The following is a 17,151-nucleotide window of genomic DNA, read 5'->3' as shown; positions in this document are numbered from 1 at the left end:
AATCTAAAAGATTTGAATTTACTGAAATTTGACCTCGATAATTTTATCATAATTCATATAAATCTCCAATATTTATACAAAATTTAAATACTTAATATTGGTATTATTTATTTTTTCTATACGTTAATATACAACATTTAAATTCTCTAATTTATATCTATATAAACAATAGCATCTTTAAATATCTTAGGATTATCATCAATATATATACAAGGTATTACACTAATCTTTTTTTCATTTCCTTTTAGTTCAAATTCATCACCTATATATAAATTACCATCAATTAACTCTCCTCCAGTTCCAGGTCCATGTATTAATTCATTATTATTTTCGTCCTTTGCGATTAATACTGGTTCTCTTCTTTTATTAACACTAAGTTCTGTGTATAAGTCATAATTATATTTAATCTTAACAGATACAGGAGATACCCTAATTTCCTCTATAGTGAAATTTCCTTTATATACATTTTCATCTATTTTAAAAGTTTTATTTATTTTATGTACTTTAGTATCATTTAATATATTTGATGCATTTATTATAGTATTAAATTCCCAATTGCCCCTAATAGCTTCAAATTCTTCATTTCTATAGTTATGCATTTCATTAAAAATAATCTTTAAGTCATAATCTTTGTTTCCTTCTATCTTATCTAATATTTCATAAGGAGTGTCAGATGCACCATCTCCATCAGTATCTATTGATAGTAAACTAGTTTTAAACAATATATTCCCTTTTTTTTCTCCTATTACTTTTTCAACTTCACAAGAATTACTCTGTCCCTCAAATACAAGGTCATCAATAATAATTGTTGGATATAATGGTGATAAAGTTTCTATATTTAAATTATCATTAAAATTGGAATAATCAACACTCATACTAATTATTAGCTGTCTATCATCTAACATAACTTCACCTAGACTAATTTTTAGCCCATTAGATTCAATAGTTTGATTCCCTTCAAACTTGTACTTATCAAATTCATTTTCTTCTCTTCCTAGTAAAACTTCTATTTGTTTTGTTATATTCTCTATATAAGCCCATGTAGTTTTACTATTTAATGCCATAGTTCCTAAAAGAATGATGCTTGATCCAGCTATTATAAGCTTTTTCTTTTTTAATTTTATTTTTTGTTTATCCTTTAAAGCCTTATTTATAACAACCTCTATAGAAGAATCAAAGTTATCTGGTATCTTTATATTATCTAATTTGCTCATTTATTTCCCCTCCATTAATATCTTATATAATTTCTTTTTTCCTCTTTTTATGTAAGTTTTAATAGTATTTTCATTGCATTCAAGTACGTCTGCTATTTCCTTTATAGTCATATCTTGAAAGTATTGAAGTATTATAGGAGTTTTAAATTTTTCTTCTAATATATCTATAGCATTATATAAATCTATTTTCTCTTCCAATTTCTCATATGATATATCCTCAACTTCTTCTAATGCTTTTATGTCATATATAACCTTACTTTGACTTCTATTTCTATCATTTACATTATTGATAAGTATTCTTGTAATCCAAGTTTTAAAGTATTTTGGATTTTTTAATTTATGTATATTTATAATTGCTTTATATACTGTTTCTTGGCATACTTCTACTGCCTCTTCTTCATCTTTTATATACAAAAAAGCTGTTTTATATAAGTATTCTTTGTTTTCATTTATAATTGCATTAATTGAATCTTTGTCTCCCTTTATAGCTTTTTTTATTATATCCTCATCACTAACTTTATTTTTACTCCTTCTTAACATTAATAATTGTCCCATATCCCTCTCCTTTTGTTTGTATTACATTCATTAGACGCAATAGATATATAATAAGTTTCACTTAAATTAAATTATTTTTTAATTAATAAAAGCCATGTGTATAGAATAGACTTCCATACTCATGGCTTTTATTAATATTTAGCATTTTATATAAGTTATTTTATTTAGCAATTTTAATCTATGCAATAACTTTTTCAGTTTTTTCTTCTAAACACACTCTTGGCACAAGTAAGCATACTATCATACAGCATATCCCACTTAATATAAATGGTAATTTATTACCTATATCAAATATAAATCCAGATGCTAAAGATCCTACAATCATACCAATAGCTTTGTATGATCCTTGTATACCCATTATTTCACCATAATTTTCTTTTGCAAGTTTTGATACTATACTTTGTTGTATAGGAGTAACTAAAGCACTACTTCCAACGAATACCATTATAAACATAAAGCTAATTAATATGTTGTTAAATAATGATGCTAATATCATACTTATTCCAGCTATCATACAAGCTACTATTAAAGTGTATTTTTCATTATATTTTTTACTTAGATATGGATTTATACATAAGTTCATAATTAAAGCTACAACCCCAGCAAATGCCATAACAATACCATTAACTGTAGTTGGCATATTTAACACTGATTCTATATAATAGTTTATAGTCGAATTATATGAAGTTGTTGCTATAGTTATTAAAGTCATAACTATCATCATAATACTTACAGTAGGATTTAATGAAGTTGACTTACTTCCTTTTTTAAGATGTTTAGTATAAATCTCTATTTTACCAAGCTTTTTATCAATAGTTTCATCTAAAACAAAGTATATAACTCCTGCAACTAATAAACATAATATAAACTGAGTAAAAAATGCAAATTTATAACCTAAATTTCCACTAAATCCACCCATAAGAGCTCCTACAGAACTTGCTATTGATGTAGTTGCTGTATGATATGACATATATTTTGTTCTTTCTTCTTTCGAAGATATATCACTAACATAAGCTATACAAGTAGTTATAAATGCTACTGACATAGCTCCACCAGTTATTCTAAACATAAGTATAAGTGGTGTACTTTCTATAAATCCAAATCCTAGTTGGCTAATACCATAACCAATTACCCCAATAACTAAAAATCTCTTTCTTCCTCTTTGGTCAGACAAACTTCCCCATATAGGTGACATTACAAAATGAGATACTGCCATAGTTGAGTATAGTACACCAAACATATATGTAGGTAGGCTTAGTGCGTTTATAAGAGATGGTGTTACAGGATGTGCCATATTAAAGGTCGCCATGGTTATAAAATTTATAAATAATATCTTTCTCATTTTTATCTTGTCCATATTTACTCCTTAAGTTTTTATTTTAAACCTTAATTATTATATCATAAAAATATTTATATAACATAAAAAATTCACTTCACTTTATCAATGTAATTTATATAGTCAACTACATATTCCGTTATCAAAAAATTATTTTTACTTAAGTAAATATTTTGCTATAACTTTAACCTATAGATCTTTTACTATTTCTAAATAAGTGCAATATCTTAATAATTAAAAAAGCACAGATTACCATCTGCGCTCTTTTATACATCTCTTTTATATTAAATTTTACTTATAATATATTCTTTCCAATCTCCATGAGGTATCTCAATTAATTTATCTTCTGAATTATTTAAAGCTTTTGTATTATATTCATAGTAATATGCTATTTCTTTTATTCCATCTTTTAGAATAACTTCTATTTCTTTCCTTAAATACTCACAATTTATATTATTATCTTCACTATAGTTTTCTAAATCATCTAATTCTTTTAGGCTTTTATCAAAGTCTTTAAGCTCCATTAGCTCACCTATAATAGTACCATCCCCTGGTACAACAGCTGGATATCCCTTATTATCTAAATGAAATAAATTTCCATTTATTGTTGCTTTACAAGTTTTTGATACCTTACCTTTTAGAAGTTTTTCATAATTGAACATATCACTTCTTAAACTACCATATACAAATATTTTATCTATTAACATATTTCTCCACCTACAGCTTTTATATCTTTATCATATAATGTACATGCCTCTATTGCTAATTCTAGACCCTTTACTATTTCTTCTAAAGACATATATGGAGTATTTTTCTTGTCTATAACTTGAGAAGTCATATATGGTATATGTATAAACCCACCTTTTATATTTGGATATTTCTTATCTATCATGTACATTATTCCATACATTACATGATTGCATACAAATGTACCAGCTGTATTTGATACTGTAGCAGGTATTTTATTTTCATTCATATGTTTAACCATAGCTTTTATTGGCAAGTTTGAAAAATATGCAGCTTGTCCATCTTCTTCTATTATCTCATCTGTTGGTTGATTTCCTTCATTGTCCTTTATTCTAAAATCATCCATATTTATAGCAACTCTTTCAGGAGTTATATCATATCTTCCTCCAGCTTGTCCTATAGATATAACTATGTCTGGATTGTGTTTTTCTATAGCTTCCTCTATAGCTTTTACTGATTTATGTCTAACTGTTGGTATCGTTAACTTTATAACGGTAGCTCCATTTATATTTTCTTTTACCATTTTTACAGCTTCCTCAGCTGGGTTTACTTTTTCTCCACCAAATGGATCAAATCCTGTTAATAAAACTTTCATACTCACCGTCTCCTATCTTTATATTAATTCTTTACTTCAAATTAAAATGCTAAGAAGTACATTGCAAATATATGAATTACTAATAATATTATAGCTACTGGTGCTTGATACTTTATAACATCATATTGCTTTTTCATATCAAGTAATGCTGCTGGTACTATGTTAAAGTTTGCAGCCATTGGAGTTAACAGTGTACCACAATATCCTGCTGTTAGTGCAAGGGCACCAACTATAGCCGGATCTGCTCCTTGACTTAATACAAATGGAACACCTATACCTGCTGTTATAACTGCAAATGCAGCAAATGCATTTCCCATTATCATAGTGAATATTGCCATTCCTAGTACATATGCTACTACTCCTAGGAATCTATTATCTACCGGAACTACTCCAGATATTATATTAGATATAACTTCACCTACTCCAGCTTGAGTAAATAATGCACCTAATGCAACTAAAAGTTGTGGTAACATACTTGCAGGACCCATCTGTTGTAAAAGTCTTGCACTATCTGTTACTGTTGTAGATGGTTTTGCTTTTGTTAATATAAATGCTGCTATTAATGCAACTACCGAACCAGCTCCTATTGCAAATTGCGATGAACTACCAAAGTCTTTTAAAGCCATTGCAACTAAAACTGCTACAAGTGCTAATACTAATGATGGCATAAATATTTTATTACCAAGTTTTTCTGACTGCTTTTGTCCAAATTCTTCACTTGGAGTTTCATATTTAGCAAATACAACTTGCTTTGTAAGTGTTAGTAAACTTGAAGCTACTAATATTAGCCCTATTACATTTGATGGTATCAATTTCCCAAATATAAATGGTATAGATATTAATACCCAAAATAAAGCTGTTCCAAATCTTTTATTGCTATCTATTGTTTTATACGATTTTATCGCTATAACTATCATTAAAATCCCCATAAGGGCGTAAAAAATTTCTAAAGATATATTTATAAAATTTTGCACTTAATTTTCCTCCTTATTTAATTATTTTGTCTGTATTTTTTATTTAGTTTTCTATCAAATAAGTAGTTTTGAAGTGCAGATACTAAAAATGCAACTACAGCCATTATTATACTAGCTTTAACTATTTCTAATTCTGTAACATTAAACCCTTGTTCTGATAAAGTTGACGCTATAAGTAATACTCCACTACTTCCTGCAAATAAGTTTTGTCCATAGAAGTTACCATAGTTTTCCGAAGCAGCTGATAATGCTTTTATAGCCTCTTCATCTTCTTCATTTATTTTATTGTTTTTGTTTATAGCAGCAGCTTGAGCCATTGGGTTTACTAAAGGTCTAACAAATTGAGGATGACCACTCATTCTTATTGATAAAGCACCTGCTATTTGTCTTGCAAACATATATATGCTTAGTACCCCTCCAGCTGTAATCTTTCCAATCTTTTCTATTAGATATATAGCCCTTTGCTTTAGCCCGTATCTTTCTAGTATACCTATTACTGGTAATGTTAATATAAACAGTGATACTGCTCTGTTAGCTACAAAGGAATCTCCTAATATAGTTAGTATTTGGTTTATATCTAACCCAGATACTAGTCCTGTAACAATTCCTGCTACTAATACGGTAAATAGTGTTTCTATTTTGAATAAAAATCCAATTACAACTATCAAAACACCTATTAGTTTTATCATTTTTATTCCTCCCTAATTATCTAAATTAAATTTTCAGAAATTTAATTTTTTTCATAAATTTCATATTTTTCAATTTTATTAAATTATACAATATAAAACATTTTCTTACAATATTTTTATTTATATTTTTAATATTTTAATTTTGAAAATATTTTTTATTTAAATATTTAAATAAAAAAACCTATAACGATAAACATAAATTTAAATATGTTTACTTATAGGTTTTTTTTATTTATGTTAATTATTTTAATTAATCAATACTTTTTATAGCTTTATCTGCAAAGTCAGTAGTTACTATGTCACTATATAGAGGTTTTTTATCTAACTCACCAGCTTCAGTCATAACTTCCATTAGTTTATTTAAACTTTCTTCTTTTAATGTAGGTTCTTGACACCATGCATCTATTTCTTTATATCTATCAGCAACTGATATTAAATCATCTAAGCTCATATCATCAAAGAATGGTTGCATAGATTTAGCAATCTCTTCTGATGATGCACTTTGAACCCATAATTGTCCTTTATATACTGCATTAGTAAATCTTTGTATTAAATCTTTATTTTCGCTCATAAAAGACTTAGTAGCACAATATGCAGTATATGGAATTTCACCAGAATCTTGACCTACTGATGCTACTATATAACCAGTGCCTTCTTTTTCCATAGCTGTACCTGTTGGCTCAAAAGCAGTTGTAAAATCAGCTTCTCCACCAGCAAAAGCTCCAGTCATTACTCCAAACTGCACATCTGTTCTTACATTTGTTTCACCAGCTTTTGTATTTTCACCTATTGTAAGTCCATTTTGTTTTAATACATATTCTAGTGTCATTAAAGGTACGCCACCTTTTCTTCCACCTAGTATTTCTTTTCCTTTTAAATCTTCATATTTAAAATCTGGCATTTCTTCTCTAGCAATTATAAAACTTCCATCTCTTTTAGTAAGTTGTGCAAAATTTATTGCATAGTTTTCTTCTCCTTGATTATAAACATAAATAGATGCTTCAGGTCCCATAAGACCTACTTGTGCTTCTCCAGATATTAATGCTGCCATAGTTTTATCTGCTCCTTGAGCATTTATAAGGTCTATGTCTATACCTTCTTCTTCAAAGAATCCTTGAGTTATAGCTGCATATTGAGGTGCATAAAATACTGAATGAGCAACCTCAGCTATTGTTACTTTATCTAGCTTTTTCTCATCAGTTTTTCCTCCTTCACTAACATCTTGGCTGCAACCTGTTATGCATAATAAACCAACTGCTAATGAACTTATAAGTGTAACAGCTTTTTTAAACATAATATCCCCCCATGTTGAGATTTAACTACTGATATATAATATTATTTCTTCATTAAAATTGTTACATTCTAATAAATCAACCTCACTTAAGGGATTTATTTTTAATACTTATTTACAATAAATTTTTTATTTAATGCATCTGTAATATAATTAATTCCTATGCCATTAATCATCTGAGTAAAACTTTCATATTTATCATAAATATCTTTATAAAAATCTACTAAAATTTCTATAACTTCAAGTAGTTCCTTTTGTGTACTTACTTCAACTATTAATTTGCTCTTTATATATATCCTATAATTTGGTTTATCTCTTTCTATTATTTTAAAATAACATCTTTTAATGCATTCTCCACATCCTATACATTTTTCTTTATCTATACAAACATCCTTACAAATTCTTTGCATTGCCCTACTTTTGCAATTTCTTATAGATGGACAAGTTTTGCAGTAAAAGCACATACCTTTATGCATACTTACACCTTTCTTTATTAATATAGCTAAGTCATATTCATTAATATCAAAATTATCACTACAAGATTCACTTATACTTATGTTTATTCTATGGTTTAGCTTTATTTTCTTAGTACTTTTATCAATATATTTATATATTTTATTAGCTAAATTAACATCTTCACTCACAGAATATATATATATATTGTTAGTACAATACATAAAGGACTTTATATGTTGGTTGTATATTTTTAATTTATTATGTTCTTTTATATGCATAGCTTTATCATTATTCATAAAATACTCCCTTTAATATAGATTATTTATGATTATTAACTTTAAATTCTTTCAGTATAAAGTATATTTTTATTATTTTGTAATTATGTGCTTATATTTTTAAATAAGATATTATTGTTCTTAAAATTTAAATTAATTTAGAAGGTGTGTTGTAAAATAATTTATATCCATTTTAAAATTTTTTTATATGAATATTTATCTATATATGTATTAATACTAATTATAAGAATATAATAAGTTGGATGTGTTAATATCTAACTTTGAATTACGAGGTGCTTATTATGAGATTATCTTTTAAATCATCTAAAAAAAGTAGTGTATTAAACCTACTAAACTTCAATGAGTTTACTTATGATAATGATGTTTTATCATATGATGATGAATACTTTGAAGAATATGACTACTATACAAATAGTATTCCTAACACAAATTATGGATTTGAAAAAGATGATATCTTGTATTATTGATATAAAAAGGACTAGGATTACCTAGCCCTTTTCTTATGCATTTTCAAAAGTATATATAGCATCTATCCTAGCTGTATATATAGATGAATTAGTACAACCTACATACTTTGCATATTTTTCTATTTTTTCCTTATCTATTTCAAGATTATAAGAATGTTCTTTTAATAACTTTTTAACATAATTATCCATTAAATAATCTTTATAATCACTTATGTCATACCCTAAGTAAATTGTTAATCGTTCTATTTCTTTATTAAAATCTCCATCTTCTTTTATTAAAAACTTATATACCTCTTCTCTATATGGATTTAAATGTATTATTTGTTTAACTATTTGAGCTTCATCTAATCTAGTTATAAATCCATCTTTGTAATTATTAAATAGTGCATTAGATTTTTGCTTGCTTTCTTCATCTATAAAAAAGCCAATATTATCTACTTTATTTTCTACAAGTGCATCTACAACTGCCATATGTATGTTAAAGCAATCATTATATAAATGATGAGATAATGATTCTAGTGTTGATTTAGCTTCATTATTTTTAAAGTTGTTTCTCTTACCTTTACCTTTAAATAAATTATTGCACATTCTTTCATAGTTTAAGTATTTTTCACAATAACTTTTTTTAAATACATCTATGTCTATTGTTATTACATCAAAGCTTATTATAGTTTCTATAGCCTTTTTTAGACCTTCTTCTATATGTTTAAAACCATCATTTTTGCAGTACCCTTGAAGATTATTTATATTTTGAATATGTTTAATTCCTTCATTATAAAAACTTTCACTAACTTCTATAGCATATAGCTTAAATAATCGTCTTATCTTATTGTAATTATCCATTTTTTCATCAAACTCTACAACTGCCCCATTTATATCAAATGTAACCATTTAATTTCCTCCTATCAATATAAAACCTTCTATACTTCTAATATTTGATTTTAAAATTTATTTTCCTTTTAAATACGTAATTTGTCTAACGTTTTATTTTTTCTATTTAAATATATGGTGTTATTTTATATTAATAAGAGGTCTTTGGTAAAATTTTGATAGCATTATATACAAAATTCGATTTTTTATTAAAACCATTAATAATATTTTTCAAAAACAAAAAAATGAATTACCTTATATCTTAGATAATTCACTCTTTTTACTTAATACTATTTATATAATATTAATCATCCCTGCTAAAATAGGTAAAAATACTGCTATAAGTAAATTAGCTACCTTTATATTAGTAACCTTTAACATATTAAGTCCAAGACCTATTATAAGTAAACTACCTATGGCAGTCATAGAATTTATAACAGGGGTTGAAAGTATTCCCGACAAACTAGATGAAAGTATTGTTATAATACCTTGATATAAAAATACAGATACTGCTGAAAATAAAACACCTATACCAAGAGTTGATGTAAATATAATAGCACTAACACCATCCAATATAGACTTAGCAAATAATGTTTCATGATTTACACTTAGCCCACTTTGAAGACTGCCAACTATAGCCATAGCTCCAACACAAAACAATAAACTAGCAGACACAAATCCTTCAGATATAGATACAGCTTCTTTTTCTTTATCTTTATTAAACTTTACTTCTAAATAATCCCCTAATTTATTTAGCCATTTGTCTATATCTATAATTTCCCCTAATAAAGCCCCTAAAGCTATACAAACTATAGTCAAAAGTGTATTTTCTCCTTTAAATGCTCCCTCTATTCCTATATATATAACACAAAGTGCTAAACCATTCATTACAGTTGTACTTATTTTTTCACTTAGTCTTCCCTTGACAATAATTCCTATTATACAACCTAAAACAATAGATATACTATTTACAATAGTTCCTATCATAATATCCCCCCCAATATTTTAATCCTAAAATTTATCCCTTAAATAATATTATTTACCTCCATTTTATATAGTTTAAACTTCTACAGGTATTAAATCATATCCCATACTATGTACAAACTTTTTCAGACCTTCTGAGGATAAATTAACCATCTTTGTATTTATATTAGGATGAAAGTTTAAATTTTGTCCATCTAATACATCTTTATCTATACATAAGGTTACTTTTTTCTCTTCATCATTTATTATAGAAAATGGATTAACACTACCTGGTGTAAGTTTTAATGTGTCATATAGCCTTTCTGCTGATGCAAAAGATAATCTAGTACTTCCTAATTGTTCTTTTAATATCTTTAAGTCTGCTTTTTTATCATCTCTAACTACTACTAGATAATATCTATCTCCTTTAGAATTTTTTAAAAATAAATTTTTACAATGATTTCCCTTAGCTACATCCTTTATAATCTCTAACTGCTCTGCTGTGTATATTGGTTCATGTTCAAATACTTCATACTCAACATTTAAATCATCTAATATTTGATATACTTTAGTCTCTATGTTCATATATTTCTCCTTATATCTTTTGTGATTATATATTTATATTTAATTATACTAAATATTAGTAATTTCTTGTAAGTACTTTAATGGATTTCTAGAAAAATCTTGAAAAGAGCCTTCTGTATATATCACATCTTTTCCTAAAAATCTTTTATATCTTTCTTCTTCCTTTCTCATAGAGTAATCTTTTTTTCCTTCATGATTATTAAATACCATAATCTTTAAAGGAGGTTTTCTTCTACTACCTTGAACTCTTTTTAACATATACTTTATATGTATATCAGAATCAGGGAAAGAATATCCACAAAATACAAGTATATCTGCGTTTCGTAAATTCTTTTCTACTTCTCTCCAAACATTAGATATATAAACATTTGACATATCTTTAAAGTATGTAGGTGGTATTATTATAGGTATAGTAGTTTCACCACACTCTAAACATTTAGCATCTTCTATATTATATAATAATCTCATAACCCCTCCTTCATAAGGAGTTAATGTTAGGCTGTTACATATAGGGCAGTATAGCCAATTTAATGATCCATGTATTTTATATAGCTTTATAGTTTTTCCAAATGGTTTTCTCCAGCCATCTTTTACATAAAAGTTAGTAAAATCAACTCCATAATCTAGCATTATATGATTTTTTTCTTCACTATATAAGGATGCTATGGTATTATCTACATGTATATCATAGTTTGCACTTATAAATGTTGTCTTTTCTATTAAGTTTGCTTTAGATAAATTATCTACTAATAGCTTATGGTATTTGTTATTTCTATTTTCACTTTCATGTATTGCCTTTGCCATTAATAAAATTAAATATTGTCTTAAAAATCTTATGCTATCACTTTTGTTACTTAAATTTTCCATCCCAAAGTTTTTAAAAGCTTCTCCTCTTTTTTCTGCCAAATCAAGAAGTCCTAATACTTCTTCAAAGGTTGGAAAGTTTACTTTATCTATATTATCTTTTGTTATATCTATATCAAACATTTGTTTAAAGAATTTATATAGTTCTTTATTCATGTCACTTTCAAAATCATTATCTTTTAAACTTTTAAAGTAATCTACAAAAAGGTCACTTTGTATTGGTAAATTTTCAGCAGCAGATGCTCCTGCTCCAAGGAATATACTTATGTTCATTTTGCCCTCCATTACTAATTTAAAGTCTTTATTTATTATATTAAATTTTTTAAAATTTATAATTTATCATAAATTTTCTTAATAAATGATCTATGTTTAGTAAACTATGTAAAAAAACCACCATTAAGGTGGTTATAAGTTTACTATTTATAATTTAGTGTTTGATTTTAATTTTAAAACTGCTTCTGCTATTCTTTTTTTTCTAGTTTCTTATTTTTTGGCACCTGTTATCCATTGATAGTATTTTTTCTTTGAAGAGTAAGGTAGACTTTCATAAAATTTCATAGCTTCTTCATTTTCGTTAATAGCATTTTTAAAATCACCTGGTAATTCAATTACCCTTTCCTCTTCATCTTTTTCAATTTCAACAAATACTTTATCTAAAGCTTCTTTACCTATTTCTTTTCTTATGGCTTTAGTTATCCCTATTATATAACATCCTAGGCCCATATTTACTATAGATCCTCTATATTTGACTCCATCAAATTTAGCTTTTACTTTTATCCTTTTTGCATTAAATTCTGTTTCAACATCAAATGGTATTTCAATGAATGTAGCATCTTTATCTGGTACTTTCTGTATTATTGCTTCAAACTCATAGATCATATTTTCCTCTCTAGGCACAAATCTTTAGTATATATCTTCTCTAACTAGATAATCATTACCATCTTGGTCTTTGAATGAGAATATTTTTCCATAAGGCATTATCATTAATTCTCCTACTTCAACTTCATTTGATTTCATTTTATTGTAAGTATTTTCTATGTCCCTAGTACTTAAAATTATATTAGGATGATTAACATTTGCTTTTGGATTTTGAGATAACATCATATTTTTATCATATATAACAAATGTAGTAAATTCTTCTTTACTTGGTCCAACTTCTAGCCATTTCATAGAAGGTCCCATTTGCTTTTCTAATTTAACTATAAAGTTCATTTTGTTGATCCAAAACTCTTTAGCCTCTTCTTGATTGTTAACATATATAGTTATTTTTCCTATTTTGTCTATCATATAATTTCCTCCTAAATTGTTGTAAAAAACTACATATTTAATTTTTTATTTCAAGTTCTATAAATTAATTTGAGATAATATTATAAACATATTCTTTTTAAGATTATATACCCCAAAAAACAAAATGTATATCTTATTATTAATAAAAATTATGCTAAATTTTTATCATTAACTTACATATTTTTATATCATAAATAAATATAGGCTATGGAGATTGCTCCATAGCCTAAGTTTTTATCTTATTTATTTTAGTTTTAATAAGATAGCTTCTACTGATTGTTTTTGTATTAATATAAATTATTAGATTTTATTACTTATTTACCAGCTATTGATAGCTCCTTAACTATAACAGAAGGAGAACCAACATTACTCATAGGGAATTTTAAATCACTTCCAACTACTTCTATATCTTTTAATAATTCAAAGTAATTTCCTGCAACAGTTATTTGTTCTATAGGATGAGTCTTAACTCCATCTTTTATATAAAATCCTTTAGCAGCTAATGAAAAATCTCCACTTATTGAGTTAGCTCCAGAGTGAAGCCCTGCTAAATCAGTTATCATTATTCCCTCATCAACTATCTTCATAAGTTCATCTAAATCTTTATCTCCAGCTTCAATATATAAGTTACTACACTCAACACCTATATTTGATGCAAATGATGCTTTAAATCCATTACCAGTACTCTTAGTATTTGCTTTATTTGCAGTTTTTAAGTTGTGAAGTAATGTATTTAATCTACCACTAGATACTAATTCTTTTTTATAAGTTGCCACACCTTCATCATCAAAAGGAGTTGACCCTAATCCATTATCTAAAAGTGGGTTATCAACTATAGTTAAAACTTCACTTCCTATAATCTCACCTTCTTTTTCCTTAAGAAGAGATAATCCCCTTTGTGCAGCATCTGCACTAAATGTATTTGAGAAAGTTTCAAGAAGTGATGCCATAGCATCTTTATATAGTATAGTTTTATATTTTTTAGATTCTATACTACTTCCATTTAATTTACTTATAGCTTCTTTAATACCATCTTTAGCTATTTCTTTTGGATTTAATTTATCTATAGAATTAACTATAGAATATCCTATACCATCTTGTTTTTGACCATTATCTTCAACAACAGGTACAACATAAGCCATTAATATATTACTTTTATTATTAAGCTCTAATCCATTAGTGTTATATATGCTATGACTAGATGAACTATATGATATTTTACAACCATTTATATTAGCGACCTTATCGTAAGACTTAGCTTCTTTTTCTATATTAAGTACTAAATCTATCATTTTAGCTGGGTCTATGTTTTCTAAGTCTTCACTGTAAGTTTTAACTTCGCTATAATTCTTATCACCTTTATATATAAATTGAACATCATCACTTTCTACATTTAAAGCACTTTCCTTAGCATTTTTTATAAGCATATTTAAGGCATCAAAATCTAGTATTTCAGTAAAAGAATATCCCATTTTACCATTTATTAATCCTCTAAAAGAAAGCCCCTTAGATTTTTCTAAGTTGTACTTTTCAACTTCACCTTCATAAACACTTATACTTAAGCTTTCTCCTTGAGTGTAGTATATTTCGCATTCACTAAATCCAGCTTCTAATCCTTTTTTAAGCAACATTTTTCTAAAAGCATTAAATTCCATGACTAATTCTCCTCTCTTCCACCAACTGTTATTTCTTTTACTCTTATCATTGGTTGACCTACGTTAGTTGGTATACTTCCAGAAGATGAACCACACATACCTTGTGCTTGTTTTAGATTGTTTCCAACCATATCTATATTCATTAAAACCTCGCTACCTTTTCCTATTAAACTAGCACCTCTTACAGGTTCTACTATTTCACCATTTTTAACTAAATAACCTTCTGATACTGCAAAGTTAAATTCACCAGTAACAGGGTTTACTGATCCTCCACCCATTTTTTTTGCATATAATCCATTGTCTATAGACTTTATTATATCTTTAGGATCATCAGTACCATTAGCTATATAAGTATTAGTCATTCTTGAAGTCGGTGCAAATTTATAGCTTTGACGTCTACTACTTCCAGTAGCTTTCATATTCATTCTTCTACCATTTAATTTATCTATCATATATGACTTTAGTATTCCATTTTCTATTAATACATTCTTTTTAGTAGGATTTCCTTCATCATCAATATTTGCTGAACCCCAGTGATTAGTTAATGTTCCATCATCTATTGCAGTTACCTTAGTTGATGCTATTTGCTGACCTAACTTATCTGAAAATACAGAGTTTCCTTTAGCAACAGAAGTAGCTTCTAGTGAATGGCCACATGCCTCATGAAATATTACTCCACCAAAACCATTGTCTATTGCTACTGTCATTTTACCTGCTGGGCAATTTTTAGCATTTAGCATTGTTACTGCTACACGAGATGCTTCTTTTCCGTAGTATTCTGGGTCTATTTTTTCAAATAACTCAAATCCCATACTAGCACCAGGTCCTTCAAAACCTGTTTGATTTTCAGTTTCATTAGATGCTACAGAGTTTATAGATAGTCTTGTTCTTATTCTTCTATCTTCTACATATAGTCCTTCTGTGTTTGCTATTAATACTTGTTGGTCTTTATCTAAGTATCCAACACTTACTTGAGATATTAAGCTATTGTATGATTTTGCACTTTTATATGCCCTTTTCATAACGTCTATTTTTTTGTTGTATCCTACAGTGTTTGGATATATTTTTATAGGATTTATATCTGTTAAAACTTTAGTATTATTTAAAGTTATGCTTATATCTTCTTTTAAGCTACCTAATGCTAAAGCTGCTTTATAAGCTGTATCAATTAGTGAGTCTAGGCTATTGTCATTAGTGTATGCATATACACTTTTTAATCCTTTAAATATTCTAATTCCTATACCGTAACTTCTTCCCCCTAGTGCATTTTCTATTTTTTCATCTATTAAACCTATAGAGTTAGTTATAGTGTCTTCTTCAAATATTTCAGCAAAGTCAGCACCTGTTATTAGGCACTTTTCTAATACTTTGGTTGCTATTTCTTTAGATAACATAATTTTCCTCCTATTTACTCGTATATTTATATTATATATATAAAAACACCCGTATACAATGTATACGAGTGTCCTATATTTAAATGATTTATTTATAAGTTATTAGCAATACTTTTTCTAAGCTCTATAAAATTATTTATTTCTTCTTCATTAGGTCCTACTTCACCATGAAAATCTAATCCTTCTTTTCTAACTCCATATTTTCTATATGCATTAAACTTATACTTGCACTTATCTTTAATAATCTTTGAAACTTCTATTACAGTTTCTTCATTATTTAAATTAGGAGCTATAACAGTTCTAACTTCGTAAAGTTTTTCTATACTTAAAAGATATTTTAAGTTTTTTAACACTATATCATTACTTACTCCTGTTAATTTAATATGCTCATATTCATCAATACTTTTAACATCTAGCATAAATTTATCAGTTAAATCAACAAGTTCTTTATGCTCTGTTAAGTCTATGCTTCCATTAGTATCTACAAAACAAGTAAGGTTTAATTCATCTTTAACTTTTTTAAATAATTTTACTAAAAAATCTGAGTTAAGAGTACACTCACCACCACTTACAGTTATCCCTTGAATAAATGGACTTATTTCTTTAATTTCTTCAAAAAGTTTATCTACTGAATAGTCTTTAGTTTTAGGGCTTGATAAATTATCACATGCTTTAATGCAATCGTCACATCCTATACATTTTTTATCATCCCAAATCACTTTATTATCTATTTTAAATAATGCATCTACCTTGCAAGTTGAAATGCACTTACCGCAATTTATACACTTATTTATAGTTTCTGGGTTATGACAATAAGTACATTTAAAATTACACCCTTGAAAAAATATAGCGGTTCTATTTCCTGGTCCATCTATACAAGAAAAAGGAATAATCTTGTTAACTAGTGCCATAA

General features: G+C 26.9%; 19 protein-coding genes. 1 reads left to right on the top strand and 18 read right to left on the bottom strand.

Annotated features, from left to right (window positions below):
• Positions 1–146 precede the first annotated feature (146 nt).
• The 9 genes from ABHC41_RS13560 to ABHC41_RS13520 all read right to left on the bottom strand — a co-directional run bounded on the left by ABHC41_RS13560 (position 147) and on the right by ABHC41_RS13520 (position 8,153).
• On the bottom strand, positions 147–1,214 hold the full coding sequence (locus ABHC41_RS13560) for a DUF4179 domain-containing protein (RefSeq protein WP_092925615.1): 1,068 nt from the start codon (positions 1,212–1,214) through the stop codon (positions 147–149).
• On the bottom strand, positions 1,215–1,769 hold the full coding sequence (locus tag ABHC41_RS13555) for a sigma-70 family RNA polymerase sigma factor (RefSeq protein WP_092925613.1): 555 nt from the start codon (positions 1,767–1,769) through the stop codon (positions 1,215–1,217).
• A 178-nt stretch (positions 1,770–1,947) separates the two neighbouring features.
• Complete coding sequence (locus ABHC41_RS13550; protein WP_092925611.1) at positions 1,948–3,126, bottom strand: MFS transporter; 1,179 nt, start codon at positions 3,124–3,126, stop codon at positions 1,948–1,950.
• A gap of 263 nt (positions 3,127–3,389) precedes the next feature.
• Entirely contained in the window at positions 3,390–3,812 is a 423-nt protein-coding gene (locus tag ABHC41_RS13545) for a gamma-glutamylcyclotransferase family protein (protein ID WP_092925609.1), read from the bottom strand.
• The gene (gene pcp, locus ABHC41_RS13540; protein ID WP_092925607.1) at positions 3,806–4,447 is read right to left on the bottom strand and encodes a pyroglutamyl-peptidase I; all 642 of its coding nucleotides are present in this window, start codon (positions 4,445–4,447) and stop codon (positions 3,806–3,808) included. Before pcp ends, ABHC41_RS13545 begins: the two co-directional genes overlap by 7 nt.
• A gap of 41 nt (positions 4,448–4,488) precedes the next feature.
• On the bottom strand, positions 4,489–5,421 hold the full coding sequence (locus ABHC41_RS13535) for a DUF979 domain-containing protein (protein ID WP_195237844.1): 933 nt from the start codon (positions 5,419–5,421) through the stop codon (positions 4,489–4,491).
• A gap of 17 nt (positions 5,422–5,438) precedes the next feature.
• Positions 5,439–6,110, bottom strand: a complete 672-nt coding sequence (locus ABHC41_RS13530; protein ID WP_092925603.1) for a DUF969 domain-containing protein — start codon at positions 6,108–6,110, stop codon at positions 5,439–5,441.
• Between the two features lie 250 nt (positions 6,111–6,360).
• Entirely contained in the window at positions 6,361–7,404 is a 1,044-nt protein-coding gene (locus ABHC41_RS13525; RefSeq protein WP_195237845.1) for an ABC transporter substrate-binding protein, read from the bottom strand.
• A 101-nt stretch (positions 7,405–7,505) separates the two neighbouring features.
• On the bottom strand, positions 7,506–8,153 hold the full coding sequence (locus ABHC41_RS13520) for a hypothetical protein (RefSeq protein ID WP_271893106.1): 648 nt from the start codon (positions 8,151–8,153) through the stop codon (positions 7,506–7,508).
• A gap of 281 nt (positions 8,154–8,434) precedes the next feature.
• Here ABHC41_RS13520 and ABHC41_RS13515 point away from each other — a divergent pair, with 281 nt between their 5' ends.
• The gene (locus tag ABHC41_RS13515) at positions 8,435–8,620 is read left to right on the top strand and encodes a hypothetical protein (RefSeq protein WP_092925597.1); all 186 of its coding nucleotides are present in this window, start codon (positions 8,435–8,437) and stop codon (positions 8,618–8,620) included.
• Positions 8,621–8,653: 33 nt separating this feature from the next.
• Here ABHC41_RS13515 and ABHC41_RS13510 read toward each other — a convergent pair whose 3' ends face one another.
• From ABHC41_RS13510 to ABHC41_RS13470, 9 genes are all read right to left on the bottom strand, one after another.
• The gene (locus tag ABHC41_RS13510; protein WP_166505505.1) at positions 8,654–9,511 is read right to left on the bottom strand and encodes a kinase; all 858 of its coding nucleotides are present in this window, start codon (positions 9,509–9,511) and stop codon (positions 8,654–8,656) included.
• Between the two features lie 273 nt (positions 9,512–9,784).
• On the bottom strand, positions 9,785–10,477 hold the full coding sequence (locus tag ABHC41_RS13505; protein ID WP_195237849.1) for a DUF554 domain-containing protein: 693 nt from the start codon (positions 10,475–10,477) through the stop codon (positions 9,785–9,787).
• A 72-nt stretch (positions 10,478–10,549) separates the two neighbouring features.
• On the bottom strand, positions 10,550–11,038 hold the full coding sequence (locus ABHC41_RS13500; RefSeq protein WP_271893109.1) for a prolyl-tRNA synthetase associated domain-containing protein: 489 nt from the start codon (positions 11,036–11,038) through the stop codon (positions 10,550–10,552).
• Between the two features lie 48 nt (positions 11,039–11,086).
• The gene (locus tag ABHC41_RS13495; protein WP_166505508.1) at positions 11,087–12,175 is read right to left on the bottom strand and encodes an SIR2 family protein; all 1,089 of its coding nucleotides are present in this window, start codon (positions 12,173–12,175) and stop codon (positions 11,087–11,089) included.
• Between the two features lie 210 nt (positions 12,176–12,385).
• Positions 12,386–12,781 (bottom strand): YdeI/OmpD-associated family protein, encoded by a 396-nt coding sequence (locus ABHC41_RS13490; protein WP_271893111.1) that lies wholly within the window; start codon positions 12,779–12,781, stop codon positions 12,386–12,388.
• 24 nt (positions 12,782–12,805) lie between these two features.
• Entirely contained in the window at positions 12,806–13,189 is a 384-nt protein-coding gene (locus ABHC41_RS13485) for a VOC family protein (protein WP_092925587.1), read from the bottom strand.
• A 314-nt stretch (positions 13,190–13,503) separates the two neighbouring features.
• Positions 13,504–14,844, bottom strand: a complete 1,341-nt coding sequence (locus tag ABHC41_RS13480) for a TldD/PmbA family protein (RefSeq protein WP_166505510.1) — start codon at positions 14,842–14,844, stop codon at positions 13,504–13,506.
• Positions 14,845–14,846: 2 nt separating this feature from the next.
• Entirely contained in the window at positions 14,847–16,238 is a 1,392-nt protein-coding gene (locus tag ABHC41_RS13475; RefSeq protein ID WP_271893114.1) for a TldD/PmbA family protein, read from the bottom strand.
• Between the two features lie 92 nt (positions 16,239–16,330).
• Positions 16,331–17,149, bottom strand: coding sequence for a YjjW family glycine radical enzyme activase (locus ABHC41_RS13470; protein WP_271893116.1), 819 nt, complete (start codon positions 17,147–17,149; stop codon positions 16,331–16,333).
• Positions 17,150–17,151 lie beyond the last annotated feature (2 nt).

The organism is Romboutsia sp. 1001216sp1 (assembly GCF_039841805.1).
Taxonomy (GTDB): Bacteria; Bacillota; Clostridia; order Peptostreptococcales; family Peptostreptococcaceae; genus Romboutsia_C; species Romboutsia_C hominis.
Note: the sequence above shows the minus strand (reverse complement) of the source record. Positions and strands in the feature narration are given on the sequence as shown.